The 25,108-nt window shown below is 57.8% G+C and carries 16 protein-coding genes; 6 read left to right on the forward strand and 10 right to left on the reverse strand.

Features of this window, described 5'->3' with window-relative positions; all coding sequences use genetic code 11:
• Positions 1-331 precede the first annotated feature (331 nt).
• Together GYN01_RS14760 and msrA are read left to right on the forward strand one after the other, a co-directional pair.
• Entirely contained in the window at positions 332-3,025 is a 2,694-nt protein-coding gene (locus tag GYN01_RS14760) for a putative bifunctional diguanylate cyclase/phosphodiesterase (RefSeq protein ID WP_203307361.1), read from the forward strand.
• Positions 3,026-3,092: 67 nt separating this feature from the next.
• Positions 3,093-3,743 (forward strand): peptide-methionine (S)-S-oxide reductase MsrA, encoded by a 651-nt coding sequence (msrA, locus tag GYN01_RS14765; RefSeq protein WP_048364506.1) that lies wholly within the window; start codon positions 3,093-3,095, stop codon positions 3,741-3,743.
• A gap of 270 nt (positions 3,744-4,013) precedes the next feature.
• Here the strand turns inward: msrA and GYN01_RS14770 are convergent, their stop codons facing one another.
• The 3 genes from GYN01_RS14770 to putP form a co-directional block, all read right to left on the reverse strand.
• Entirely contained in the window at positions 4,014-4,850 is an 837-nt protein-coding gene (locus GYN01_RS14770) for a 23S rRNA (adenine(2030)-N(6))-methyltransferase RlmJ (RefSeq protein ID WP_203307362.1), read from the reverse strand.
• A gap of 89 nt (positions 4,851-4,939) precedes the next feature.
• Complete coding sequence (locus GYN01_RS14775; RefSeq protein ID WP_048364508.1) at positions 4,940-5,278, reverse strand: hypothetical protein; 339 nt, start codon at positions 5,276-5,278, stop codon at positions 4,940-4,942.
• Positions 5,279-5,476: 198 nt separating this feature from the next.
• Complete coding sequence (putP, locus tag GYN01_RS14780; RefSeq protein ID WP_048364509.1) at positions 5,477-6,964, reverse strand: sodium/proline symporter PutP; 1,488 nt, start codon at positions 6,962-6,964, stop codon at positions 5,477-5,479.
• A 458-nt stretch (positions 6,965-7,422) separates the two neighbouring features.
• Between putP and putA the strand changes: the two genes are divergently transcribed.
• On the forward strand, positions 7,423-11,376 hold the full coding sequence (putA, locus tag GYN01_RS14785) for a trifunctional transcriptional regulator/proline dehydrogenase/L-glutamate gamma-semialdehyde dehydrogenase (protein WP_048364510.1): 3,954 nt from the start codon (positions 7,423-7,425) through the stop codon (positions 11,374-11,376).
• Between the two features lie 99 nt (positions 11,377-11,475).
• On the opposite strand, the gene GYN01_RS14790 is transcribed toward putA, so the two are convergent.
• From GYN01_RS14790 to tssI, 4 genes are all read right to left on the reverse strand, one after another.
• Positions 11,476-12,036, reverse strand: coding sequence for a hypothetical protein (locus tag GYN01_RS14790; RefSeq protein ID WP_203307363.1), 561 nt, complete (start codon positions 12,034-12,036; stop codon positions 11,476-11,478).
• A 95-nt stretch (positions 12,037-12,131) separates the two neighbouring features.
• Positions 12,132-12,599 (reverse strand): hypothetical protein, encoded by a 468-nt coding sequence (locus GYN01_RS14795; RefSeq protein ID WP_203307364.1) that lies wholly within the window; start codon positions 12,597-12,599, stop codon positions 12,132-12,134.
• Between the two features lie 44 nt (positions 12,600-12,643).
• Complete coding sequence (locus tag GYN01_RS22835; protein ID WP_238936262.1) at positions 12,644-13,267, reverse strand: contractile injection system protein, VgrG/Pvc8 family; 624 nt, start codon at positions 13,265-13,267, stop codon at positions 12,644-12,646.
• Entirely contained in the window at positions 13,239-13,832 is a 594-nt protein-coding gene (gene tssI / locus GYN01_RS22840) for a type VI secretion system tip protein TssI/VgrG (RefSeq protein WP_238936263.1), read from the reverse strand. The genes GYN01_RS22835 and tssI overlap by 29 nt, the downstream gene beginning before the upstream one ends.
• Positions 13,833-14,142: 310 nt before the next feature.
• On the opposite strand from tssI, the gene GYN01_RS14805 reads away from it, so the two are divergent.
• The 3 genes from GYN01_RS14805 to selO all read left to right on the forward strand — a co-directional run bounded on the left by GYN01_RS14805 (position 14,143) and on the right by selO (position 20,856).
• On the forward strand, positions 14,143-15,885 hold the full coding sequence (locus GYN01_RS14805; RefSeq protein ID WP_048364511.1) for a potassium/proton antiporter: 1,743 nt from the start codon (positions 14,143-14,145) through the stop codon (positions 15,883-15,885).
• A gap of 35 nt (positions 15,886-15,920) precedes the next feature.
• The gene (gene mscK / locus GYN01_RS14810; protein ID WP_048364512.1) at positions 15,921-19,268 is read left to right on the forward strand and encodes a mechanosensitive channel MscK; all 3,348 of its coding nucleotides are present in this window, start codon (positions 15,921-15,923) and stop codon (positions 19,266-19,268) included.
• A gap of 124 nt (positions 19,269-19,392) precedes the next feature.
• On the forward strand, positions 19,393-20,856 hold the full coding sequence (selO, locus tag GYN01_RS14815; protein ID WP_048400567.1) for a protein adenylyltransferase SelO: 1,464 nt from the start codon (positions 19,393-19,395) through the stop codon (positions 20,854-20,856).
• A 50-nt stretch (positions 20,857-20,906) separates the two neighbouring features.
• Here selO and GYN01_RS14820 read toward each other — a convergent pair whose 3' ends face one another.
• The 3 genes from GYN01_RS14820 to GYN01_RS14830 form a co-directional block, all read right to left on the reverse strand.
• On the reverse strand, positions 20,907-21,371 hold the full coding sequence (locus GYN01_RS14820; RefSeq protein WP_203307365.1) for a hypothetical protein: 465 nt from the start codon (positions 21,369-21,371) through the stop codon (positions 20,907-20,909).
• A 62-nt stretch (positions 21,372-21,433) separates the two neighbouring features.
• Positions 21,434-22,480 (reverse strand): DUF6708 domain-containing protein, encoded by a 1,047-nt coding sequence (locus GYN01_RS14825; RefSeq protein WP_203307366.1) that lies wholly within the window; start codon positions 22,478-22,480, stop codon positions 21,434-21,436.
• The gene (locus GYN01_RS14830; RefSeq protein ID WP_203307367.1) at positions 22,477-25,101 is read right to left on the reverse strand and encodes a T6SS effector BTH_I2691 family protein; all 2,625 of its coding nucleotides are present in this window, start codon (positions 25,099-25,101) and stop codon (positions 22,477-22,479) included. Before GYN01_RS14830 ends, GYN01_RS14825 begins: the two co-directional genes overlap by 4 nt.
• Positions 25,102-25,108 lie beyond the last annotated feature (7 nt).

Raw genomic sequence — 25,108 nt, forward strand, 5'->3', positions numbered from 1 at the left:
TCATAGAAGGCCGGGGCCGCGCACTCTTTTTCGAGCGCCACGCTCGTACCTCAACCCCGCCCATGTGGCGGGGCTTTTTTTATCGCCGCTGCCCTCCATCGAATCGATCCCGGTGCACAGGCTCCAATCCGTGATCCTTACTCGCGCACCGTCATAAAACTGAAACGAACGACGGTCGGTATGCAGGAAAGCCTCCGCCTGCCGATAACGCTGTATAGCACTTAGCCTGCATGCTCACTTGTCAGCGCCGTGAGCATGATGCAACCTTGCCCAAACCGCAGGAACAGGCGCCAGCCCGTGCGTAAACAGCCTTTGTGAAGCGAGTTTCCCAATGAAAAGCCAGCCCGATGCTGCCCCGCGCGTGGCAGTCGAGGTCGTGACGCAGCTCCCCGTGCCTTCCAGGCTCGGTATGCTGCGTTTCGAGCGGCTTAATGAAGCCAGTTGGGCCTTGCTCTATCTGGACCCTAATTGCGAACGTCAGTTTGGCCTCGCTGCGGTAGACCTGTGTTCGCTGATCGGCTCACCCTTTGCCAGCCTGATGGAGCCTGAAGCGCGCTATCGCCTGCACGATGCGATACAAACTCAGCTTGGGGCTGGCCCGCATTACGTGGTGCATTACACCCTGCATACCTCTCGGGGCGCCTTGAGCCTGATGGAGTTGGGCGAAGCGTACAAACAGCACAATCGGCATTTGCTGCGCGGTTACCTGCTCGTGCTTGAATCCACCCTCAACAGCACCCCGCCGGTGCCGCTCGCCGACCTCGAAACCCAGAATTCTCGCCTGCAAATCGCGCTGGAGCTTAATCAGCGCGCCCAACAAGAGCAGTTGCAGCATTTGGAGCGGGTGCGGGCGCAGCAGGACTTGATCCTGCGTCTGGCGCGCCACCGTTATAGTCAAAACAACTCGCTGCAAGAAGCCGCCGAGCTGATTACCCACAGCGCCTGCGATATCTATCAGATCGACGCTGCCAGCCTGTGGAACCTTGAGGGCAACCGGCTGCTGCCTATTTCCGCCTACGAGCGTGCAAGCCAAGCGCATGTGGCCAACGAGGTTTTTGACGCCAGTGACTTCCCTGATTATCTCGAAGCCCTGCACACCAGCCGCTCAATCGACGCGCACAACGCCACCCGCGACCCGCGCACCCGCGAATTGGCAGCCAGCCTCCGTCGCGGCGACGTGAGCGCGATGCTCGATGCGAGCATCCGCATTGATGGCCAGGTGGTCGGCGTACTGTGCCTGGAGCAAATTGGCAGTACCCGCGTGTGGCAGTCCGATGAAATTGCTTTTGCCGGCGAGTTGGCGGACCAGTTTGCGCAGGTCATCAACAACCACAACCGCCGCGCTGCCACCAATGCCTTGCACCTGTTCCAGCGCGCGGTGGAGCAAAGCGCCAACGCCTTTTTGCTGGTCAATTGCGAGGGCCTGGTGGAATACGTGAACCCCAGTTTTGCCGCCATCACCCAGTACAGCACTGAAGAAGTTCAGGGCCACAAACTCTCAGAGTTGCCCGCACTGGAGAACCTCAGCGAACTGCTGTTCGATGCCCAATCGAGCTTAAGCAAAAGCAACAGCTGGCAGGGCGAATTCAAGAGCCGGCGTAAAAATCTGGAACCGTACTGGGGCCAGTTGTCGATTTCCAAGGTCTACGGCGACAACCGTGAACTGACGCATTACATCGGCATTTACGAAGACATCACCGACGCCAAGCTGGCGCAACAGCGCATCGAGCGGCTGGCCTACACCGACAACCTGACCAATCTGGGCAACCGCCCGGCCTTCATCCGCAACCTTGATGAACGCTTCAACCGCAACAGCGAGCAGCCCATCTGCCTGCTGCTGGTGGACATCGATAATTTCAAGCGCATCAACGACAGCCTCGGCCACCAGACGGGCGACAAACTGCTGATCAGCCTGGCACGCCGCCTGCGTAACAGCCTCAACCCTGGCGGCAGCCTGGCGCGCTTTGCCAGCAACGAATTCGCGGTGCTGCTGGACGACACTGACCTGGAGACAGGCCAGCAAATTGCCAGCCAACTGTTGATGACCCTCGACAAGCCGATGTTCGTCGACAACCAGTTGATCAGCGTTACCGGCTCGGTTGGCGTGGCAAGCGCGCCGATTCACGGGCGCGACCCGCAGACCTTGATGCGCAACGCGGGGCTGGCGCTGCATAAGGCCAAAGCCAACGGCAAACATCAGGTGCAAGTGTTTACCGAAGCGCTGAACGCCGAAGCCAGCTACAAGCTGTTCGTCGAAAACAACCTGCGCCGCGCCCTGACCCAAAACGAACTTGATGTGTTCTACCAACCCAAACTCTGCCTGCGTTCCGGCCGGTTATTGGGGATGGAAGCGTTATTGCGCTGGAACCACCCGGAACGCGGCATGATCCGCCCCGATCAGTTCATCAGCGTGGCGGAAGAAACCGGGCTGATCATCCCTATCGGCAAATGGATTGCGCGCCAGGCATGCCGCATGAGCAAGCAATTGAGCGCCGAAGGCTTGGGCAATCTGCAAGTGGCGATCAACCTATCGCCCAAACAGTTTTCTGACCCGGACCTGGTCGCCTCGATTGCCAGCATCCTCAAGGAAGAACAGCTACCGGCCTCTTTACTGGAGCTGGAACTGACCGAAGGCTTGCTGCTGGAAGCGACAGAAGACACCCATTTGCAGCTCGATCAGTTGAAAAAGCTGGGGCTGACGCTGGCGATGGACGACTTTGGTACGGGCTACTCATCGCTCAGTTACCTGAAGAAATTCCCGATCGACATCATCAAAATCGACCGCAGCTTTATCAACGAAATCCCGGACAACCAGGACGACATGGAGATCACCTCTGCCGTGATCGCGATGGCGCACAACCTCAAGCTCAAAGTGGTGGCCGAAGGCATCGAAACCGCCGAGCAACTGGCCTTCCTGCGCCGTCATCGTTGCGACGTAGGCCAGGGATATCTGTTTGACCGACCGATCCCCGGTAGCGAACTGGTAGAAAAGCTTAAACGCTACCCGCGCGGCCCTCTGGCCTGACATCGTTGCAACACTCGGGCACACTGGCGGTCTACATTTTTACAATCTGACTGAGAGGGCTTGAAAAATGGTCTTGCGCTCGGAAATCCTGGTGAATAAAAACGTGCTACCTACTCCTGAACAAGCCCTGCCGGGGCGCGAAACACCCATGGTGTTGCCTGAATACCATTTTGTTCATAAAGACATCCCGCTGCTGGGGCCTTTTATTGTCAATGTCGGCTTTGCGATTTTTGGTCTGGGTTGCTTCTGGGGCGCAGAGCGCAAGTTCTGGCAGAAAGACGGTGTTGTCAGTACGGTTGTGGGCTATGCCGGAGGCCATACGCCGAATCCGACCTACGAAGAAGTGTGCTCCGGCCTGACCGGTCACAGCGAAGTGGTGCTGGTGGTCTATAACCAGGACAAGGTCAGCTACAAAGAGCTGCTGAAGATGTTCTGGGAACTGCACGATCCGACACAAGGCATGGGCCAGGGCAACGACATCGGCACTCAATACCGCTCCGTGATCTACTGCACGACCCCTGAGCAGCTCGACGAAGCATTGGCCAGTAAAAACGCATTCCAGGCCGAACTGACCAAGGCCGGCAAAGGCACTATCACCACTGAAATCGAACAAGCGCCGACCGTCTATTTTGCCGAGGCTTACCACCAGCAATACCTGGCGAAAAACCCGAATGGCTACTGTGGCATTGGCGGCACAGGCGTGACCTGCCCGATTTAAGGCAAGCAAAACCTGTAGATACCGTCTTGACCCTCATCGCGCAAGCGCGATGCCGGGGTCAAACGCTCTGCCCGATCGCAGCCTCGTACCTCGACAGCGACTACAAAGGCCCGCGACTACCGGTTACACGCCTGTAGTCGCTGACGAGTCATGCGAGGCTGCGTCCGGCGGCGCAGCCGTCGTCAAACCATTCAACGCGGTGCCTCAGACACACCGCAGCGCACGATCGCAGCCTCGTACCTCGACAGCGGCGACTACGAAAATGCAGGCTTACTCCGCGATCAACCATTCCATCTGCCAGCCGCCTTGGGTTTGGCCCAGTTTCTTGGCCAACCACGGCAACAATTCACGCAGCTCTTCTTCCAGGCCCCACGGCGGGTTGGCAATCGCCAAACCCGAACCATTCAGGCTGTTGGGGGTGTCCAGCGGATGCACAAACAGCTCAACTTGCAGCAATTTCGGCGCCCCCGAACCCGCCAGATCCTGATAAAAGCGGCGCAACTGACGCTTGTCCTTGATCGGGTACCAAATCGCAACAACGGTCTGACGCATACGGCTGATGGCGTCTTTCAACGACTCCGTGCAACGCTTCATCTCGTCGAGCTTTTCAAACGGCGGATCGATCAACATCAGCCCGCGCTTTTCTGCCACCGGCAGCAGCGCACGCGGCACATGCCAGCCTTCACCCAGATGCACCGCTACCCGGCGATCACCCTTCATGTTGTCTTTGAGCAACACGCCGTCTTCCGGGTGTTTTTCGTTCAACAACACGCGGTCTTGCGAACGGGTCAGGCGCCGCGCCAATTCAGGTGAACCGGGGTAGTAACGTAGCGTTCCATCCGGGTTCATCTTGTGCAGCACTTGCATGTAATCGGCTGTTACTGCGGGCAAGTCTTTCTGGCCCCACAAACGGGCGATACCTTCCAGGTACTCACCAGTACGGTTGGCCTGGTCACCCTGAAGGTCGTACAGACCGATGCCCGCGTGGGTATCAAGGTAAGCAAAAGGCTGTTCTTTACGCGACATCAAGGCGATGAGGCGGGTCAACACAATATGTTTGAGAACGTCGGCATGGTTGCCGGCGTGGAAGGCGTGACGATAGTTCATGGTTGCTCCTGCGCAGGGGGCGAAGTTTACCCTGTGCAGCGAGTAACGTCAGGGGTTAAGCCGCTCGCCACGCCAAACGGTGTTATCCATCAAACCGCTTGCGGCATTAGCGTCAGATTTTGCACCTTTCGGTCTTCGTTCCAGTCAAAGAAGAAGCTTCTCTCGGCATCAGCCACGACGACCTGGTTGTCCAGGACTTCTGAGCGGATGACATACCCGGCGATGCTGGGGTCATTTACCGCCCCCCCTGCATAAAGCCCATACACAAAAGGCGACGCGATCTCACTGTACATTCTTGTTTCAGCCAGCGTCTTGCGACACCCCATGAGGTCATGTGCAAACAGCGTAACTGTCCATACGTAATGACGCTGAATAGAAAAAGGCAGTTCGTGGCTGGACACGTAACCGGTAACTGCTCTGTTGGGCATCTCAACGCTCCTTGATGAGGTACTCAACACTGAGCACTCACGCAAGATTAGTCGGTGCGTTTGAACAAAAACAGCCTCCAGACCATTCGATGCACAAATGCCGAAATTTCATACAGTACGTCCAAAAAAAAGCCCGCTCATTTACAGAGACGGGCCTTTTTTAACCACATTTACGGTGTGAGCCGAGGCTCAAATCACTCAGCGGTTTTGCTGGAAGTCTTTCTCGGCAGCGCTGAAACGCTCAACCATGTTCTTGCTTGGGCCTTTGCCCATCAAGCTAACCACCAGAATGGCGATGCTGGCGAAGATGAAGCCCGGAATGATCTCGTACAGACCAAACAGCGAGAAGTGTTTCCACACGATCACGGTAATGGCACCCACCAAAATACCGGCCAATGCGCCATTACGGGTCATGCCCTTCCACAGTACCGAGATCAGTACCACTGGGCCGAACGCAGCCCCGAAGCCTGCCCATGCATAGCTCACCAGACCCAGAACGCGGTTATCTGGGTTGGCGGCCAGTACGATGGCGATCAAGGCAACCACCAGCACCATGGCGCGACCGACCCACACCAGCTCAACCTGGGAGGCGTTTTTACGCAAGAAAGCCTTGTAGAAGTCTTCAGTCAGGGCGCTGGAGCACACCAGCAACTGGCAGCTCAAGGTGCTCATTACCGCAGCCAGAATGGCCGACAACAACACACCGGCAATCCACGGATTGAACAGCAGCTTGGCCAGTTCAATGAACACGCGCTCAGGGTTTTCGGTCACAGGACCGGCCACCTCAGGGTGTGCCGAGAAGTACGCGATACCGAAGAAGCCCACAGCCACAGTACCGGCCAGGCACAGGATCATCCAGGCCATGGAGATACGACGCGCCTTGGCGATCGATTTCACCGAGTCTGCGGCCATGAAACGCGCCAGAATGTGCGGCTGACCGAAGTAACCCAGGCCCCAGCCCATCAACGAAATAATGCCGATGAAGGAGGTGCCTTTAAGCATGTCGAAGTTGCTTGGGTCTTTGGCTTCAATGGCCAGGAACGTGGTGTCCACACCGCCCGTGGCCAACAGCACGATGATCGGCGTGAGGATCAACGCGAAAATCATCAGGGTCGCCTGAACGGTGTCGGTCCAGCTCACGGCCAGGAAACCACCGATAAAGGTGTAGGCGATGGTTGCCGCGGCACCTGCCCACAATGCGGTTTCGTACGGCATGCCGAAGGTGCTTTCGAACAGACGGGCACCGGCGACGATGCCGGAAGCGCAGTAGATGGTGAAGAACACCAAAATCACGATGGCCGAGATGATCCGCAGCAGACCGCTTTTGTCTTCAAAACGGCTGGAGAAGTAATCCGGCAGGGTCAGCGCATCGCCGTTGTGCTCGGTTTGCACCCGCAGGCGACCTGCCACAAACAGCCAGTTCAGGTAAGCACCGGTTACCAGGCCAATGGCAATCCAGCTTTCCGACAGACCGGAAACATAAATGGCGCCCGGCAAGCCCATCAACAACCAGCCGCTCATGTCGGAGGCGCCAGCGGACAGTGCAGTCACAACGCTGCCCAGGCTACGGCCACCCAGAATGTAGTCGGAAAGGTTATTGGTGGAGCGATAGGCCATGAGGCCAATCAGCACCATTGCCACGATATAGATCACGAACGTGATCAGGGTTGGGTTACTAACACTCATTGAATTAAGCCCTGGCATTGTTTTTATGTTTAGCAGCGGTCTGGTCGGACGCTCACAAACGTCCTGTTTGAGACGAATAACATAGCCGCGCAATTATGACTGACGTTTCCCCAGGAAAATCATCAGCCGATGAACCCAACAGCGAAGAGGTTGCACCTTAGCGGCGAATGCTATGCAACAAAGCAAATCAGGTGCAACCAGTTTTTGTCTGACAAGTTGCACCTTGTCGCCTTTTCGTCTCAATTCGGTTTTTTTGCTCCTTTTCGGAGCAAGAACCACACAAAGCCAATCAAAAAGCACCAAGCCTGTGCAAAAAATTCGACTCGACTCAAAATCCTGACGAAGCGTCGAACAATCCGTAAAAAAACGGGTTGCACTAGGTTGCACCTCTGGGTGCGCACAGCTAATCTTGCCGCCAGCTGCTGCCGCGCAACTGCGGCACCCATGAGGATAAAAATATGGCTACCACCACCCTTGGGGTCAAACTTGATGACCCGACCCGCGAGCGCCTCAAGGCCGCCGCGACCTCGATTGATCGTACGCCGCACTGGCTGATCAAGCAGGCAATCTTTAATTACCTGGAAAAACTCGAGGGTGGTGCAACCCTGACCGAGTTGAGCGGTATCCCTGGCGCGGCCAGCGATGACGCCGACGAGGTGCAAACCGATCACGCGCATCAGTGCTTCCTGGAGTTTGCAGAAAGCATCCTGCCCCAGTCGGTGCTGCGTGCCGCGATCACTTCCGCTTACCGTCGCCCGGAACCCGAAGTGGTACCGATGCTGATCGAGCAAGCGCGTCTGCCTGCCCCTATGGCCGAAGCCACGCAAACACTGGCGGCCTCGATTGCTGAAAAACTGCGCAATCAGAAGAGCGCCGGTGGCCGTGCAGGCATCGTCCAGGGACTGCTGCAAGAATTCTCTCTGTCATCCCAGGAAGGCGTGGCATTGATGTGCCTGGCCGAAGCGCTGCTGCGCATCCCGGACAAGGGCACCCGTGACGCGTTGATTCGCGACAAAATCAGCACCGGCAACTGGCACCCGCACTTGGGCAACAGCCCGTCTCTGTTCGTCAACGCAGCGACTTGGGGCCTGTTGCTGACAGGCAAGCTGGTGTCGACCCACAACGAAGCAGGCCTGACCTCCTCCCTGAGCCGCATCATCGGCAAAAGCGGCGAGCCGATGATCCGCAAGGGCGTCGACATGGCCATGCGCCTGATGGGCGAGCAGTTTGTGACCGGCGAAACCATCGCCGAAGCCCTGGCCAACGCCACGCGCTTTGAAGCCAAGGGCTTCCGTTACTCCTACGACATGCTCGGCGAAGCCGCACTCACCGAGCTCGACGCGCAAAAATACCTCGCGTCCTACGAGCAAGCGATTCATTCGATCGGCAAAGCCTCTAACGGCCGTGGCATCTACGAAGGCCCGGGGATTTCGATCAAATTGTCGGCCCTGCACCCGCGTTACAGCCGCGCCCAGTACGAGCGCGTGATGGACGAGCTGTACCCGCGCCTGCTGTCGCTGACCTTGCTGGCCAAGCAATATGACATCGGCCTGAACATCGACGCCGAAGAAGCTGACCGCCTTGAGCTGTCGCTCGACCTGCTGGAACGCCTGTGCTTCGAGCCACAACTGGCTGGCTGGAACGGCATCGGTTTCGTGATTCAGGCTTACCAGAAGCGCTGCCCGTACGTGATCGACTACGTGATCGACCTGGCACGCCGCAGCCGTCACCGCCTGATGATCCGCCTGGTAAAAGGCGCGTATTGGGACAGCGAAATCAAGCGCGCCCAAGTCGAAGGCCTGGAAGGCTACCCGGTCTACACCCGTAAGGTGTACACCGACGTTTCCTACCTTGCCTGTGCGAAAAAACTGCTGGCCGTGCCTGAGGCTATCTATCCGCAATTCGCGACGCACAACGCCCAAACGCTGTCGGCGATTTACCATATCGCTGGTCAGAACTACTACCCTGGGCAGTACGAGTTCCAATGCCTGCACGGCATGGGCGAACCGCTGTACGAGCAAGTCGTCGGCAAACTGTCCGAAGGCAAGCTCAATCGTCCGTGCCGTGTGTACGCACCGGTCGGCACCCACGAAACACTGCTGGCCTATCTGGTGCGTCGCTTGCTGGAAAACGGCGCCAACACCTCGTTCGTTAACCGCATCGCCGACCACACCATTTCGATTCAAGAGCTGGTAGCCGACCCGATCTCGCAGATCGAGCACATGGCGGCGCAAGAAGGCGGCTTCGGCTTGCCTCACCCGCGCATCCCTTTGCCGCGCGACCTGTATGGCAGCGAACGCGCCAACTCCAGCGGCATCGACATGGCCAACGAACACCGCCTGGCGTCGCTGTCCTGCGCCCTGCTGGCCACCGCACACAACGACTGGAAAGCTGCGCCGATGCTCGGTTGCGCCTCCAGCACCGAAACGCCTGCACCGGTGCTCAACCCGTCCGATCTGCGCGACGTGGTCGGCCATGTGCAAGAAGCTACCGTTGAGGACGCCGATAACGCGATCCAGTGCGCATTGAATGTCGCGCCGATCTGGCAAGCCACACCGCCTGCCGAACGCGCCGCTATTCTGGAGCGTGCCGCAGACTTGATGGAAGCCGAGATCCAGCCACTCATGGGCCTGTTGGCACGCGAGGCGGGCAAGACCTTCGCCAACGCCATCGCCGAAGTCCGTGAAGCCGTCGACTTCTTGCGTTACTACGCCGTACAAGCGCGCAACGACCTGACCAACGACGCGCACCGCCCATTGGGCCCAGTGGTCTGCATCAGCCCGTGGAACTTCCCGCTGGCGATTTTCAGCGGTCAAGTTGCTGCCGCTCTGGCCGCCGGGAATCCGGTGCTGGCCAAACCGGCCGAGCAAACGCCGCTGGTCGCCGCACAAGCGGTGCGTATCCTGCTGGAAGCCGGTATCCCTGAAGGCGTGCTGCAATTGCTGCCGGGCCGTGGTGAAACCGTCGGTGCGCGCCTGGTCGGCGACGATCGCGTCAAAGGCGTGATGTTCACCGGCTCCACCGAAGTCGCCCGCTTGCTGCAACGCAACATTGCCGGCCGTCTGGATGCACAGGGTCGTCCGATCCCGCTGATCGCCGAAACCGGCGGTCAAAACGCCATGATCGTCGACTCCTCGGCATTGACCGAACAAGTGGTCATCGACGTGGTGTCCTCGGCCTTCGACAGCGCGGGTCAACGTTGCTCGGCACTGCGCGTGCTGTGTTTGCAGGAAGATTCGGCTGATCGCGTCATCGAAATGCTCAAAGGTGCAATGGCTGAATCGCGCATGGGTAACCCTGAGCGCTTGAGCGTGGACATTGGCCCGGTGATCGACGCCGAAGCCAAAGCGGGCATCGAGAAACACATCCAGGGCATGCGTGACAAAGGCCGCAATGTGTTCCAGATGGCGATTGCCGACATCGAAGAATGCAAGCGCGGCACCTTCGTCATGCCGACCCTGATCGAGCTGGAAAGCTTCGATGAGCTGGAACGCGAAATCTTCGGCCCCGTGCTGCACGTGGTGCGCTACAAGCGCAAAGACATTGACCAATTGATCGCTCAGATCAATGCGTCGGGTTACGGCCTGACGCTGGGCGTGCACACCCGCATCGACGAAACCATTGCCAAAGTGGTCAACAGCGTCAATGCCGGTAACGTCTACGTAAACCGCAACATCGTTGGCGCAGTGGTCGGCGTCCAGCCGTTTGGTGGCGAAGGCTTGTCAGGCACCGGCCCTAAAGCCGGCGGCCCTTTGTACTTGTTCCGCTTGCTGTCGACCCGTCCGGGCAATGCCATCGAGCAGTCGTTCGCCAAGGTCGATGCCATCAGCGCACCCGACACCCAAGCCCGCGAAGCCTTGAGCAAACCGCTCAAAGCGCTGCACGCCTGGGCCGACAACAACCAGCAGGCCGCCTTGGCCGAGTTGTGCAGCGAATTCGCCGCCCATTCGCAAAGCGGTATCACTCGCTTGCTCAATGGCCCGACGGGCGAGCGCAACAGCTACGCCATTCTGCCGCGCGAACACGTGTTGTGCCTGGCCGAGGTGGAAAGCGACTTGTTGACCCAACTGGCAGCGGTACTGGCCGTGGGCAGCTCTGCGGTCATGCCAGAAAGCGAACTGGCCAAAGCCCTGCTCGCCCGCCTGCCAAAAGAGGTGCAAGCACGCATCAAGCGGGTGGCTGACTGGACCAAAGACGACGTGATCTTTGACGCTGTCCTGCATCACGGCGACTGCGATCAATTGCGTGACGTGTGCCAGCAAGTGGCCAAGCGCGCAGGCGCGATCGTCGGTGTGCAAGGCTTGTCTCAGGGCGAAACCAACATCGCGCTGGAACGTCTGGTGATTGAGCGCGCATTGAGCGTCAACACCGCAGCCGCAGGGGGCAATGCGAGCTTGATGACCATCGGTTGATGGATTAACCGAACACTGAAAATAAAAACCGGACGCCTATGAGGGCGTCCGGTTTTTTATTGCCTAAGCAACCTCTAGGTGCACGGCAGACCTTGGCTATCAGGCGGGCATAAAAGCCGATAGCACCATCATCAAGATGAACAGCACCCACACCACAGCGCCGCACACCGCCCAAACACCGTTGGCAAAGTTCAGTGCCTGATTCTTTATGCCTAGTGGGTCGTTATGCAAAAAATTTACGGCACGTTGCGCTCCGATCAACCACCACCCGCACGCCACAAACAAACCCACATCCAGAATGGTAAAAATCCAGAAAAACGGTTCATCTACCTCAATCATCATGCTGATAATGGGCAATGCCCAGGCGATGCATAGCAGAACGGCCCGCCTTGTCGGGAACCACTGGTACGTGCGACCTGACACATCCAATGCCTGCTGAATCCTGCTGAACAGCGAAAAAACATAGAACCCATTAAAAAAGGCACGAAAGACCGGCAAAACCTCTGTCCCGGTAGAGCGCTGATAACATTTCCAATGCTGGTAGAACCATGCGAACAAATACAAGCCCATCGTGACGCCATACATGAATGCCAGTTTTTTGATCGATACCACATAAAACTCGGCGGGCTTTAAACCTGCGAGTGGAGTGTCCTGAACCATGAGCGCGTTCCAATCAAAAGAAAGCTACGACCCTGATCCATCTCCCAGATTTAAAAAACCGCCCGGCTCTGATCTTCATGCAGGACAAATCTGATTCATTGTCCGGCGTCATTGCCTGGTGATGCCTCATCCTCCGAAAACCTAATATTGTAAAACTCCATAAGTTTATGCACTGGCTGAAAGCCCCCCTGACTTCGGCGCTGGGTTGGGCGTGTTGTTCGGGAGGTAATAGACCACTCAACCATTGACTCAGGGAACGCCGCTTTGGGCTGGTTGCTTATCCATTGGGCGAGTCGGCAGGGCAAAGTCCAGGCGCTGCAAAACGGAATCGTCAAAAAGCCAAAGGCGTATACCGGCCATGAATGCATTTCGCGGTAGACCTCGCGACACATATGAAAGTAGGCCACGGTGTCTTCCTGAAACTCTTCATCCGCCAACAACGTGACGGGTAGGGCTTCCCATTCACTTATCGCCAGACTCAAGTGCCCGGTTGGAATGGTCAGCCACGCCACCGCCCCACTGCTGCTGTCGCGCAGACCGATCATCAGTGAAGCGCTGGGCATAACGGCGTACTCAGTTACGAGCGTACCTACCGTGACGCAGGCAATCACTTGCTCCCAAGGCACGATGACGGGCGGCTGCCCTTATTACCTACCTGCTTATCCCACGCGCCCCACGCCTGCCACAACATCAGCCCCAACGGCAGCCAACCACGTTTAAACAGGGTCGGCGCGGCATGTCCTTCGCCGTAACCGCCCTTGATGCCCGAGCGCAGGCGGTTGATTTCTTCGTTCAAATACGCCTGCTGTTGCGGGTTCAGGCTGAGTTTCAAGCCAATAAATCCAGCAGGCTGGGTGCTGGTCCGCGACTTGGCGTAGGTCTTTTGCGCGCGATAAGTGCCTATCTCCGGCGTGCCGTCAAAGCTGTTGCGATAACCCTGAAAGTCGAACGTCGAGGCGCTGGCAAACGCCTCAAGCACCTGCGGCTGACAGCCTTCGAGGGTGATGTACGTGAGCAGCCACTGCACATTGCACTCGGCCAGTGGATGGTCGCTGAGGATGAAAAAGTACCCGCTGAGCAAGCTCGGCTGATCGCTCTTGCCGCGGACCACACAGGACTCGGCCTGATGACGCTCAAGCGCTCGCAGGCTGTAGCGCTGCGCGTATTGGGCCTCTAAAGAGCCGCCGGGGTAGGTGTAACTTTCAAGGGTGCGCTCGTCGCGAGCGCGCAAGGTTGTCGGCCTGCACGATCCGGCTGGCCTTTTCAAAATCATAATCGCGGCTGAACGTGCTGTTGGTGCGCGCTTGCAGGCTCATCTCAAACTGAGTGATCGCAGGCTCCTCTGCCACCATCCCGCTACCGGGCACGTAAGGCGTCGGCCATTTAAGGGGTGTAAATGCCTGCTGTTTATCGCCAAATACCAACTGATGGCTGTCAGGCGAATGGCGAAAGTAGTAGTGAAAACCCTCTTCAAAACACAGCCGCTGAATAAAGTGCAGGTCCGACTCCCCGTACTGCACGCAATACTCTCGTGGCGGGTAATCCGAGAACCCGGCAAAGGTGTACCCATCGCTGAAAATACCGTGCTCTTCAAGCACCTGCTCGATGATCTGCTGCACCGTCAGGTGCTGGAAAATCCGGTGCTGGGTGCGATGCGCCAGGTAAGCCAGGCTTGGCACCAGCGTCAGGCTGTAATGCGTCAGCCGTGTTTCAGAGCCGCTGCGGGCGATGCGTTCAATCTGCCCGTGGATACCGTTTTGCGCGTTGAACGCTAAAAACGCAGGCTGATGCAGCAACGCTTAAAGGTCGAGATTGGCACGGCCGGTTATCACCAGGCTGAAACGCGATGGGGGCGAAGGGTAGGCATCCGTGACGCCTCTGAAACAGAGGCGCTGACGCTAACGGATAAGCCTGATGATCATGCATAGAGGATTCCCAAAGATCCAAAAGAAACGGATCGAATGAATTACCAAGGCTGTAAACCCATCCGACTGAACGCGTACAAAACCTTTTTGACAGCCCTGCAATTACACAGGTTAGAATCGCTGGCACGCAAACTGCTTCAACAGTGAGCGCCCTGCCTTTGAGTTTTCTGGAGTACTGCCTTTGAATGCGACGACCATCAACAGCCTGTTCTTGATCGGCGCGTTGCTGGTGGGTGCAAGCATTCTGGTGAGTTCACTTTCTTCACGCCTGGGCATCCCGATTCTGGTGATTATCCTGGCGGTGGGCATGACCGCGGGCGTCGACGGCGGCGGCATTATTTTTGATAACTACCCAACGGCTTATCTGGTGGGCAACCTCGCCTTGGCAGTGATTTTGCTCGATGGCGGCTTGCGCACCCGCGTGTCCAGTTTCCGCGTCGCCTTGTGGCCTGCGTTGTCGCTGGCCACGGTCGGGGTGATGATCACCACCGGGCTGACCGGGCTGATGGCCGCCTGGCTGTTCAATCTCAACCTGATTCAGGGCCTGCTGGTGGGTGCCATCGTCGGCTCCACCGATGCGGCGGCAGTGTTCTCGCTATTGGGCGGCAAAGGTCTGAACGAGCGGGTATCGGCCAGCCTTGAAATCGAATCGGGCAGCAATGACCCGATGGCGGTGTTCCTCACCGTGACCCTGATCGACATGCTCGCCAGCGGCGAAACCACGCTGCACGCCAGTTTGCTGCTCAATCTGTTACGCGAGTTCGGTATCGGCGGCGCCATCGGTCTGGCCGGGGGCTGGATGATGCTGCAACTGGTTAACCGCATTAATCTGGCCAATGGCCTGTACCCGATTCTGGTGGTCGCGGGCGGGCTGGTGGTGTTCGCACTTACCAACGCCCTGCACGGCAGCGGCTTCCTCGCGGTGTACCTGTGTGGCCTGGTGATCGGCAACAGCCCGATCCGCAGCCGCCACGGCATTTTGCACATGCTCGACGGTATGGCCTGGCTGGCTCAGATCGGCATGTTCCTGGTGCTCGGCTTGTTGGTCACACCTCACGATTTGCTGCCTATCGCGGCGCCTGCTCTGGCGCTGGCGTTATGGATGATTCTGTTCGCACGGCCGTTGTCGGTGATGGTCGGGCTGCTGCCGTTCAAAGCGTTCCACACCCGTGAAAAAGCCTTTATTTCGTGGGTCGGGTTGCGCGGTGCGGTACCGATTATTTTGGCGGTGTTCCCGTTGATGGCCGGGCTTGAGAATGCGCAGCTGTACTTCAACCTCGCGTTTTTCATCGTGCTGGTGTCCCTGTTGGTGCAAGGCACCAGCCTACCGTGGGTGGCCAAACTGCTTAAGGTCACCGTGCCGCCAGACCTGGCGCCGATCTCGCGCGCAGCCCTTGAAGTGCATGTCACCAGCGAGTGGGAGCTGTTCGTTTATCGCCTCGACGCACAAAACTGGTGCATTGGCGCCGCCTTGCGTGAACTGAAAATGCCCGAAGGCACGCGCATCGCAGCCCTGTTTCGGGGTCAGCAACTGCTCCACCCGTCGGGCAGTACCACCCTTGAAATTGGCGATCTGCTCTGCGTGATCGGCCACGAACACAACCTGCCAGCCCTCGGCAAACTGTTCAGCCAGCCGCCTACCCGCGGTTTGGACCTGCGCTTTTTTGGCGACTTTGTACTCGAAGGCGACGCCCAGCTGGGCGCGGTGTCGGCGCTCTATGGCCTCAAGCTGGACGGCATTGACCCCGACTTGCCACTCAGCCGCTTCATCGCGCAGAAGGTCGGCGGCGCCCCCGTGGTGGGCGATCAGGTTGAATGGAACAACACTATTTGGACCGTGGCCGTGATGGACGGGAACAAGATCGGCAAAGTGGGCGTCAGATTCCCCGAAGGAAGTGCCCCGGGTCCGGGGTTGTTCCTCTAAACTCCCCCTCTCCGCCCCTTGTATGACCGGTATCTATGCCCACTCTGCGCACGCTCTTCGCCACCGTCCTGCTCGGCCTGAGCCTTTGTGTCGGCCCTCTACAGGCTGCCGAGCCTCCAACCACCGAGTCGGTTCAGCAAAGCCTGGACAAGATTGCCGACCGCAAACTGCCGGACGCTGACCAAAAAGCGCTGCAAGCAGTCCTCGAAAAGACCCTTGCCCACCTGGCCAACAAAGCGGATTACGAACAAAGCCTGAGTGAGATCAAGCGGCAACTCAGCACCGCGCCGCAGCAAACCCTCGAAAACCAGCGAGAACTGGCCAAGCTCAAAGCCAGCACCGTGGTGCCGGTTGCCCAGCGGTACAGCAATCTCAGCGTGCAGCAGCTTGAGCAACTGCTCGCTGACCGCACCACGCAGCAAGGCGAGCTGCAAAAAGCGTTGGCCAGTGCCAACAGCATGACCATCGCCGCGCAAACCCGACCAGAGCGGGCACAAGCCGAAATCAGCACCAGCCAAACGCGCATCCAGCAGATCAACAACATCCTGAAACTGGGGCGCGACAACGGCAAACTGCTGACGGGCGACCAACGTAACCAGCTCAATGCCGAGGCGGGTGCGCTGACCGCCCTCATCGCGCTGCGCCGCCAAGAACTAGCGGGCAACAGCCAGTTGCAAGACTTGAGTGGCAGCCAGCATGACTTGTTGATGGAAAAAACCGCGCGTCAGGACCAGGAAATCCAGGAACTGCAAACCCTGATCAACCAGAAACGTCTGGCGCAATCGCAACAGACCGTGACCCAGCAATCCATCGAAGCGCAAAAGTCCGGCAGCAGCAGCCTGCTGTCCACCGAAAGTGCGATCAACCTCAAGCTCTCCGACTACCTGTTGCGCAGCACCGACCGCTTGAATGAAGTCACGCAGCAAAATCTCGAAACCAAACAGCAACTCGATAACGTGACCCAAAGCGATCAGGCACTGGACGAGCAGATCAGCGTGCTAAAGGGCAGCCTGCTGCTGTCCAAGATTCTCTATAAGCAGAAACAAGCACTGCCGCGCCTGCAAAAGATGGACAAGAACCTGGCTGATGAGATCGCGGACATCCGCCTGTATCAGTTCGAGATCAACCAGCAGCGCGAGCTGATCAGCAACCCGACCACCTATGTCGACAACCTGCTGTCCACCCAGCCAGCCGATCAAGTCACCCCGCAGCTGCGTAAAACCTTGCTTGAACTGGTCGGCACCCGGGGTGATTTGCTGGAGCGCCTCAACCGCGAACTGAGCGCTCTGCTCAACGAAACCATCACCTTGCAACTGAACCAGAAACAATTGCTCAGCACCGCCCAGAGCCTGCGCGCCACGCTGGACGAGCAAATGTTCTGGATTCCCAGCAACAAGCCGCTGGATCTGGAGTGGCTGGAAACCGCGCCGCGCTACCTCAAGCAGCAATTACTGACTTTGCCCTGGACTTCCGGCTTCAGCGAGCTGGCGGATGGCTTGTCGCAACGCCCGTGGCTGTTTTCACCGCTGGCCTTGTTGATCGTGGCGTTGCTGTGGAAGCGTCGTTACCTCTACACCAAGTTGAACAAAATCCACCAGGACATCGGCCACTTCAAGCGTGACAGTCAGTGGCACACGCCGCTGGCGATTCTGATCAACGTGTTGCTGGCGATGCCGATTTCTCTGGCGCTGGCCTTGTGCGGCTATGCCTTGCAAACCGACGCCCGCGGCATGAACGCCAATCTGGGCGCCGCCTTGATTCAAATGGCCCAGGCCTGGCTGGTGTTTTACACCGCCTATCGCATTCTGGCGCCGGGCGGGGTGGCCGAGCTGCATTTTCGCTGGGAAAAACCGCTGGTCGAGTTCCTGCAACGCTGGATCCGCAAGCTAGGCTTTGTGGTGCTGGCGCTGGTGGCCGTGGTCGCGTTTGCCGAACAACAACCCGCCGCGTTGGCTGACGATGTGCTGGGCATTGCCATTGTGCTGGGCTGCTATGCCGCTATGGCCTGGCTGCTGTGCAGCTTGCTGCTCAAAGATTTCGAAATCGAGAAAAAGGGCTATCGCCTGCGTAAGTTGCTCGGTTTTGCGTTTGCCCTGCTGCCGCTCGCTCTGTTTGTGGCGGTGTGCTTTGGCTACTACTACACCGCACTCAAACTCAGTGACCGCTTGATCAACACCTTGTACCTGTTGATGTTTTGGCTGGTGGCCGAAGCCGCCTTTGTCCGCGGCCTGGCCGTCGCGGCCCGTCGCCTGGCCTATCAACGGGCGCTGGCCAAACGCCAGGCAGCCAAAGAAGCGGGCGAAGGCAACGACATCATCATTGAAGAGCCCACGCTGGACATCGAGCAGGTCAACCAGCAATCGCTGCGCCTGATTCGTCTGGCCTTGCTCGCAGGCTTTATCGGTGGGCTGTATTGGGTGTGGGCGGACTTGATCTCCGTCTTTTCCTACCTCGACAACATCACCTTGTACGAATACACCAGCGGCACCGGCGCCAACATGAGCATGGTGCCCATCAGCATTGGCGACGTGATCGGCGCACTGGTGATCATCGGTATCAGCATTGCCCTGGCCCGCAACCTGCCCGGCCTGCTGGAAGTGCTGGTGTTGTCCAGGCTCGAACTCGGGCAGGGCAGTGCCTACGCCACCACCACCCTGTTGACCTACGTGATTATTGGCGTGGGCTTTGTCGCGACCCTGTCGACCCTCGGCGTGAGCTGGGACAAGTTGCAGTGGCTGGTGGCCGCACTTTCGGTGGGCCTGGGCTTCGGCATGCAGGAAATCTTCGCCAACTTCATCTCCGGCATCATGATTTTGTTCGAGCGCCCGGTGCGTATCGGCGACACCATCACCATCGGCAACCTGTCGGGCACCGTGAGCAAGATCCGCATTCGTGCAACCACCATCACTGACTTCGACCGCAAAGACATCATCGTCCCGAACAAAACCTTCATCACCGGGCAACTAATCAACTGGTCGCTGACCGACACCATTACCCGCGTCACCCTCAAGTTGGGGGTCGATTACGGCTCCGATCTGGACCTGGTCAAACACCTGCTGCTCAAGGCCGCCCAAGAAAACCCGCGCGTGCTCAAAGACCCCGAGCCGCATGTGTACTTCCTGAACTTTGGCCAAAGCACCCTCGACCACGAACTGCGCATGCACGTACGCGATCTGGGCGACCGTAACCCGGTCATCGACGAGGTCAACCGTTTCATCAACCGCGAGTTCAAGAACCACAGCATCAACATCTCGTTCCAGCAGATGGAGGTGTACCTCAAGAACTTGCAAGGCCAGGAATACAAACTGGTGCCCGTCGGGCCAGAAGTGCCGGATTCAACACCGCGCCTGGACAAGCCAGACAATGCGCCCAAAATGCCGTAGCCATTGCACAAGGCCGAGATGAGCCCCCAGGCCATCAAGACAACGGGTTGCCAGGCAACCCTTCACGGCCTGCGGCAGTCATTGCACCTCTGGCTGCACCTTAAATTTATGTGGGAGACGGCCATTGAAAGCCCTCGACGATCTGACATTCGATAACCGCTTCGCTCGTTTGGGCGACGCGTTTTCGACCCACGTATTGCCCGAACCTCTCGACGCACCACGGCTGGTAGTGGCCAGCGAAGCAGCGATGGCTTTACTCGACCTTGACCCATCCGCGGCCCACGATCCGGTCTTTGCCCAACTGTTTGGCGGCCACACCTTGTGGGCCGACGCCGAACCGCGTGCCATGGTGTATTCCGGCCACCAGTTCGGCTCCTACAACCCGCGCCTGGGCGATGGCCGCGGCTTGCTACTGGGCGAGGTGTGCAACGACGCCGGTGAGCATTGGGACTTGCACCTCAAAGGCGCGGGCATGACGCCCTACTCACGCATGGGCGACGGCCGTGCGGTATTGCGCTCCTCAATCCGCGAGTTTCTGGCCTCTGAAGCCCTGCACGCACTGGGCATCCCCAGCAGCCGCGCCGCCTGTGTGATCGGCTCCGACACCCCGGTATGGCGTGAAAAACAAGAACGCGGCGCAATGGTGCTGCGCTTGGCGCCCAGCCATATCCGCTTCGGGCATTTCGAGTACTTCTACTACACCCAGCAACCCGAACAGCAAAAGCAGTTGGGCGAACACGTGCTGGCCCTGCACTTTCCCGCATGCCTGGAACAGCCAGAACCGTACTTGGCGATGTTCCGCGAAATCGTGGAGCGCAACGCCGAACTGATCGCCAAATGGCAGGCTTACGGCTTTTGTCATGGCGTGATGAACACCGACAACATGTCGATACTGGGCATCACTTTTGACTTCGGTCCCTTTGCCTTCCTCGACGACTTCGATGCGCAGTTCATCTGCAACCATTCAGACCACCAAGGGCGCTATTCCTTCAGCAACCAAGTCCCCATCGGTCAATGGAACCTCAGCGCACTGGCGCAAGCACTGACGCCCTTCATCAGTGTTGAGGCCCTGCGTGAAACCCTTGGCCTGTTCTTGCCGCTGTATCAGGCGCACTACCTCGACCTGATGCGCCGCCGCCTTGGCCTGAGCACTGCACAAGACACGGATCAAAAACTGATCGAAGACCTGCTGCAACGCATGCAGGGCAGCGCCATCGACTACACCTTGTTCTTCCGTCAGTTAGGCGAGTTACCGCCCGAACAGGCCGTGGCGCGCCTGCGCGAAGACTTTGTCGACCTCAAAGGCTTTGATGAATGGGCCGCACAGTATGTAGCGCGGGTAGCAAGCGAAGGGGTCATTGATCCACAGGTGCGTCGTGAGCGCATGCATGCCGTGAACCCGCTGTACATCCTGCGCAACTATCTTGCACAAAAAGCCATCGATGCGGCCGAAGCCGGGGACTACAGCGAAGTACGCCGTTTACACAGCGTCCTGACTCGACCCTTCACCGAGCAACCGGGCATGGAGGGCTATGCCGAGCGACCACCGGAATGGGGCAAGCACCTGGAGATCAGCTGTTCGTCGTGAGGGGAGAGTACGCGGCAATGGGTCAGCATTGCTCAGCGAACTTGAGCTTTTTAAGGACGACCTGATTTGTGAAGATTGGTTTTTCCGGCCGCCACTAAAAGGCTGTGCGGCCGAATGCACAAAAATAACGCATGCCCCAATAAGAACCGTGCCCAACCGCCCGACCAAAGCGCCTGCTTCCAGCCCTGTTCATCCACTTGCCGAGCCGCCATGACGGCGTTCCAGCCATCCAGAATGCTACCCACAACGCCCACATCCAGTTGCGCCGCCCGCGGCCATTGCGTGGCTGACCAGCAAGCTGGCGTCGCCTTTAGTACGTTACGCCAGGCAAACGGGTTACCCAGTGCCAACTCGGCAGTGGCCGACTCTTCCAGATGACGAGCGGCTTGCTCGTCATTGAGCACCCGCGCACGCAGGGTGATGTTGTTGAGGTCGTTGTAGTGTCCGCGCAGGTCTTGCAGCAGCAGGTCGATGATTAACTGATGGCCCGTCAAACCGCTCAAGCAGGCGCCCACGATACCTCCGTGCGATTGGCACGATGGACGAGAAGCGTAATGTCTCAGGCAACTCACCGAAGTCACGGCCCCGACGGAACAGGATTTGCCTGTTCGTAAGCCAAGGCCGCTTCTTTGGCCGACCTTATGTAATCAATCTCTTGGAGAAATTCCTCTTCGGTCAATCCGTCGCGCTCCGCTGTCTGGCGCGGTTCGGGCAGACGGTAGGGATCGTCTTCTGCAATCTGGCAAACTGCCTCAACCTCAGCAGGCCAGCGAGGAGTGCGGCAGGTCTTTTGTGATATCCAGCGGAAAAAAGCCCATATGCTGCCAAATACCAGGTACGGCAAGGATTTAAGGCCATTGAAGCCACTGACGGCGCCTACCTGGATAAGAAAGCAGTTCAATAGGGTCGGTTCGGTGCTGGTAAACAAATGCAACGGCGGAAACGGTAAAGCGGCAGGCGATTCTTCCATGTAACGACGGATCATTTCCCAGTGCTGCAAGATTTCAGCTCGGTATGAACTTTCCCCGCCGACGGAGAATGTGTGCCGAATGAGGCCGTCATTGTCCAGAATATGGCAGCGCAGGTCGTAGCTTGAGTGCCATCCATCACGTATTTTTCCAACAATCCAGTAAGACTTTTCCCAGTCAATATCTATGACTCCACCGGGGCCGTTATGTTGAAAGATATAAACCTTGCGATTTTTCCGATTGAAACGGATTGGATAATGGGTGTAGCAAAAGAAATCTTTTTTTATTGCGAAAACACACAACCCAATGATAAGCAAGCTAATTAATACTGTGACAATCCACCCAGCAAAAAACAGTTCGCCGGACGGTAACTCTCCATCTATTGGCGTATATATCAACAACCCCATTTGCAATGCAAAATACAAACAAATAGCAGCAGGAACCACGCAACTCATGGCAGCCCAACCGCGCCAAAAAAAATAACGATCAACGTATTCGGCGAAACTACCGTTAAACTTAGTTACCCCCTTATCTATAGATGGAATGGTTATAGCGTCATCTAGCTCGAGACGATTTTCAAGTTCGTATTTATTTAACAGTCGATTCAGTTTGTAACGTGTCAGCCACCCATCAAATATGCGTGAGTATTCGCTCATTGGACTGCTCCATTTTTTTTGCCCAACAGTTTGTCCCACGCTTCATTTTGGGAGGAAAGCGATATAAACCTCTCAGTGCATTCTGCTCCAAATGGGGTTCGATTCAGCCACACTTCTATTTTGTTGTCACGCAATAGATTGATGATCCAATCTCCTAACAACGATAAGACTGCAAGCACTAAAAAAACTATGAAGCCAGCCCCGGCACTCATAACACCCCACAACATGAGCGCTGAGGCAGCGAAGCCTATTATCGCCGTCAGTGCACGTAGAAAAAGAATGGGGACGTCTTTTTGCTTATATGCCTCAATGGCACTTATAAAATCGACCACCGCAGTCAACATCCCACCAAGAGCACCTAACAACTTGCCTATAAATGCAAGTTTTCCCAATGTCAGTCCACTGTTTTCAAGTATGAGCCGAATACTCCGCCCCAACCGCATCTGCTCCACCGGATATTTACTCCACACCCGATGCACAATATCCGCCCCCGCCCCCGCCAAACTCGACACCGCCGCAACCATGTTCACCCCGGACTTGGCTGTCCAGCCCTGTTCATCCACTTGCCGAGCCGCCATGACGGCGTTCCAGCCATCCAGAATGCTACCCACAACGCCCACACCCACATCCAGTTGCGCCGCTCGCGGCCATTGCGTGGCTTGATCGGAGATCACCCGGCGCAATTTGTCGTGGCTGACCAGCAGGCTGGCGTCGCCTTTGATCCGACCGTGTTCATCCAGACCCAGGTGGTTGATGGCGCTCTGGTCGAGCATCAGGCTCCAGGTGAAGACTTTTTTGCGCCGTGCATTTTTTTCCCCACTGGAGGCGCGCACGCCCGGCTCTTTGGCCAGCCGTTCCAGCTCTTGGGTGATGCGTTTGCGCAGCCTGCCCCGGTCGACATCCGGCTGTAGCAAGGCGACCTTTTCGCTGATGATGTGGGCCATCTGCGCTTCGGAGGCTTGAGTGCTCAGGCTGAGGATTTGCTTGCCGGACAAGGCGCCCAGCAAGCCCATCATCCGGTACCGGATGCTCAAGTCCAGAACCTTGGCACTTGCGCTTTTCAGAGGGTTGCCCAGGCTGCTCACAATCGCTCCGGAGAGCTGGTGCGCCAACCCTGCGGCCCGGGTCCGTCCGTTTTTGAATGGACCCTCGCCGTATTTCTCCAGCACGTGATCGAAGGCGTTGAGTACGTTGCGCCAGGCAAACGGGTTACCCAGTGCCAACTCGGCAGTGGCCGACTCTTCCAGATGACGGGCGGCTTGCTCGTCATTGAGCACCAGCGCACGCAGGGTGAGGTTGTTGAGGTCGTTGTAGTGTCCGCGCAGGTCTTGCAGCAGCAGGTCGATGATTAACTGATGGCCCGTCAAACCGCTCAAGCAGGCGCCCACGATGGCGGTGTAGCACTGGCCGCTGTCCCACTCTTTGGGGTCGTGGTTGCACACCATCGCCTGGCGGAACCGATCACTCCAGTACCAACCGATAAAACTTTTGACCAGTGGCGTTACGACAACCTGCATAAAGCGGGCAAGGTCGGCTTCCAGCTGTTGCTCAAACGCGAGACGCTCGGATTCGCTGTAGTTGTCGACATAACGTGCCCAGGCGTCGGCGCGCGCTTTTTGTTCCTGTGCCACGGGCAACGATGAAAACATCAACTCGTTGCGCTCGCGCATCTCCTCGTTCCACTCGGGGTACAACGGTATGCCGTCCAGGGTGGCGTAGCGCTCGTTCTGGTGCGCAAACAAGGCCTGGGCAACGGCGTCTTCTTCCATCATCTGGCGCAGACCGGCTATCGCCATAGAGGTGGTTTTTTTCCAGTCCCGGTCTTCATCCGACTCGAATTTCTCGACCTCGCCAAGGATCAGGCTGTTGATTTCCAGCGTGATCCCGACCGGGTCTTGCAAGGCAACCATGGCGGGGGCCAGTCCTTTGCCGGACTTTTTCGCGCTGTGCAAAAAGGCGTCGAACTCCCCATGGGCCGGGGTGAATGCTTGCGGCGAGTGTTGATACGCGAGGTGGGCGTTTGCTGCGTTGGCAGCGTCCACCGGCGAGTATTCAGCGACATGCTCTGGCGCCTTGCTCATCGCCTGTAAATGCGGTTGCGTTGCCTGGCCATGACCTTTAGCCCAAGCGCCCATGTCGATACAGCGCATGTGCTGATCGCGATAAGCCTGCTGGCGATTGCGTTCAAGCACATTGGCCGTCCAGGCGACATCGCTGAAACCCAGCCAGATCCGACCGGCGCGGTCGGCATCAGGGATCATCACGCAACGTGACGAGGCGGACTGCGCCATGCGACTACAAGGCTTGGCGCCTTCAAGGTTGGGCGGCGTCTTGTTATGGATGTCGTATTCAAGCAAATAGGCATCCGCCGTCACGACATACGCTTTCCAGTCCCCACGCACTTCATTGAATACATACAGATAACCGCCGCGCAGTTGGCGCAAGGTATAGAGCGCGGTGCTTTCAGGCAGCGGCACCTGCTCAAGGCCATCGCCAAACGGCGCCTGGATGGCGGGGGCGCCAAGGGTGGCTGGCTGGGCGACGGCATAACGCAACGGTAAAAGCGCCAAGCCGTTCTGATCGCAGACCGAACAGATTTTTGAGGGGTCACATTGGCTCATCGGGTTT

The organism is Pseudomonas weihenstephanensis (assembly GCF_016812185.1).
Taxonomy (GTDB): Bacteria; Pseudomonadota; Gammaproteobacteria; order Pseudomonadales; family Pseudomonadaceae; genus Aquipseudomonas; species Aquipseudomonas weihenstephanensis.

Coding starts and splice junctions, on each gene's coding strand:
- GYN01_RS14760 (WP_203307361.1), top strand. CDS start 332: ATGAAAAGCCAGCCCGATGCTGCCCCGCGCGTGGCAGTCGAGGTCGTG.
- msrA (WP_048364506.1), top strand. CDS start 3,093: ATGGTCTTGCGCTCGGAAATCCTGGTGAATAAAAACGTGCTACCTACT.
- GYN01_RS14770 (WP_203307362.1), bottom strand. CDS start 4,850: ATGAACTATCGTCACGCCTTCCACGCCGGCAACCATGCCGACGTTCTC.
- GYN01_RS14775 (WP_048364508.1), bottom strand. CDS start 5,278: ATGCCCAACAGAGCAGTTACCGGTTACGTGTCCAGCCACGAACTGCCT.
- putP (WP_048364509.1), bottom strand. CDS start 6,964: ATGAGTGTTAGTAACCCAACCCTGATCACGTTCGTGATCTATATCGTG.
- putA (WP_048364510.1), top strand. CDS start 7,423: ATGGCTACCACCACCCTTGGGGTCAAACTTGATGACCCGACCCGCGAG.
- GYN01_RS14790 (WP_203307363.1), bottom strand. CDS start 12,036: ATGGTTCAGGACACTCCACTCGCAGGTTTAAAGCCCGCCGAGTTTTAT.
- GYN01_RS14795 (WP_203307364.1), bottom strand. CDS start 12,599: ATGCCCAGCGCTTCACTGATGATCGGTCTGCGCGACAGCAGCAGTGGG.
- mscK (WP_048364512.1), top strand. CDS start 15,921: ATGCCCACTCTGCGCACGCTCTTCGCCACCGTCCTGCTCGGCCTGAGC.
- GYN01_RS14825 (WP_203307366.1), bottom strand. CDS start 22,480: ATGAGCGAATACTCACGCATATTTGATGGGTGGCTGACACGTTACAAA.
- GYN01_RS14830 (WP_203307367.1), bottom strand. CDS start 25,101: ATGAGCCAATGTGACCCCTCAAAAATCTGTTCGGTCTGCGATCAGAAC.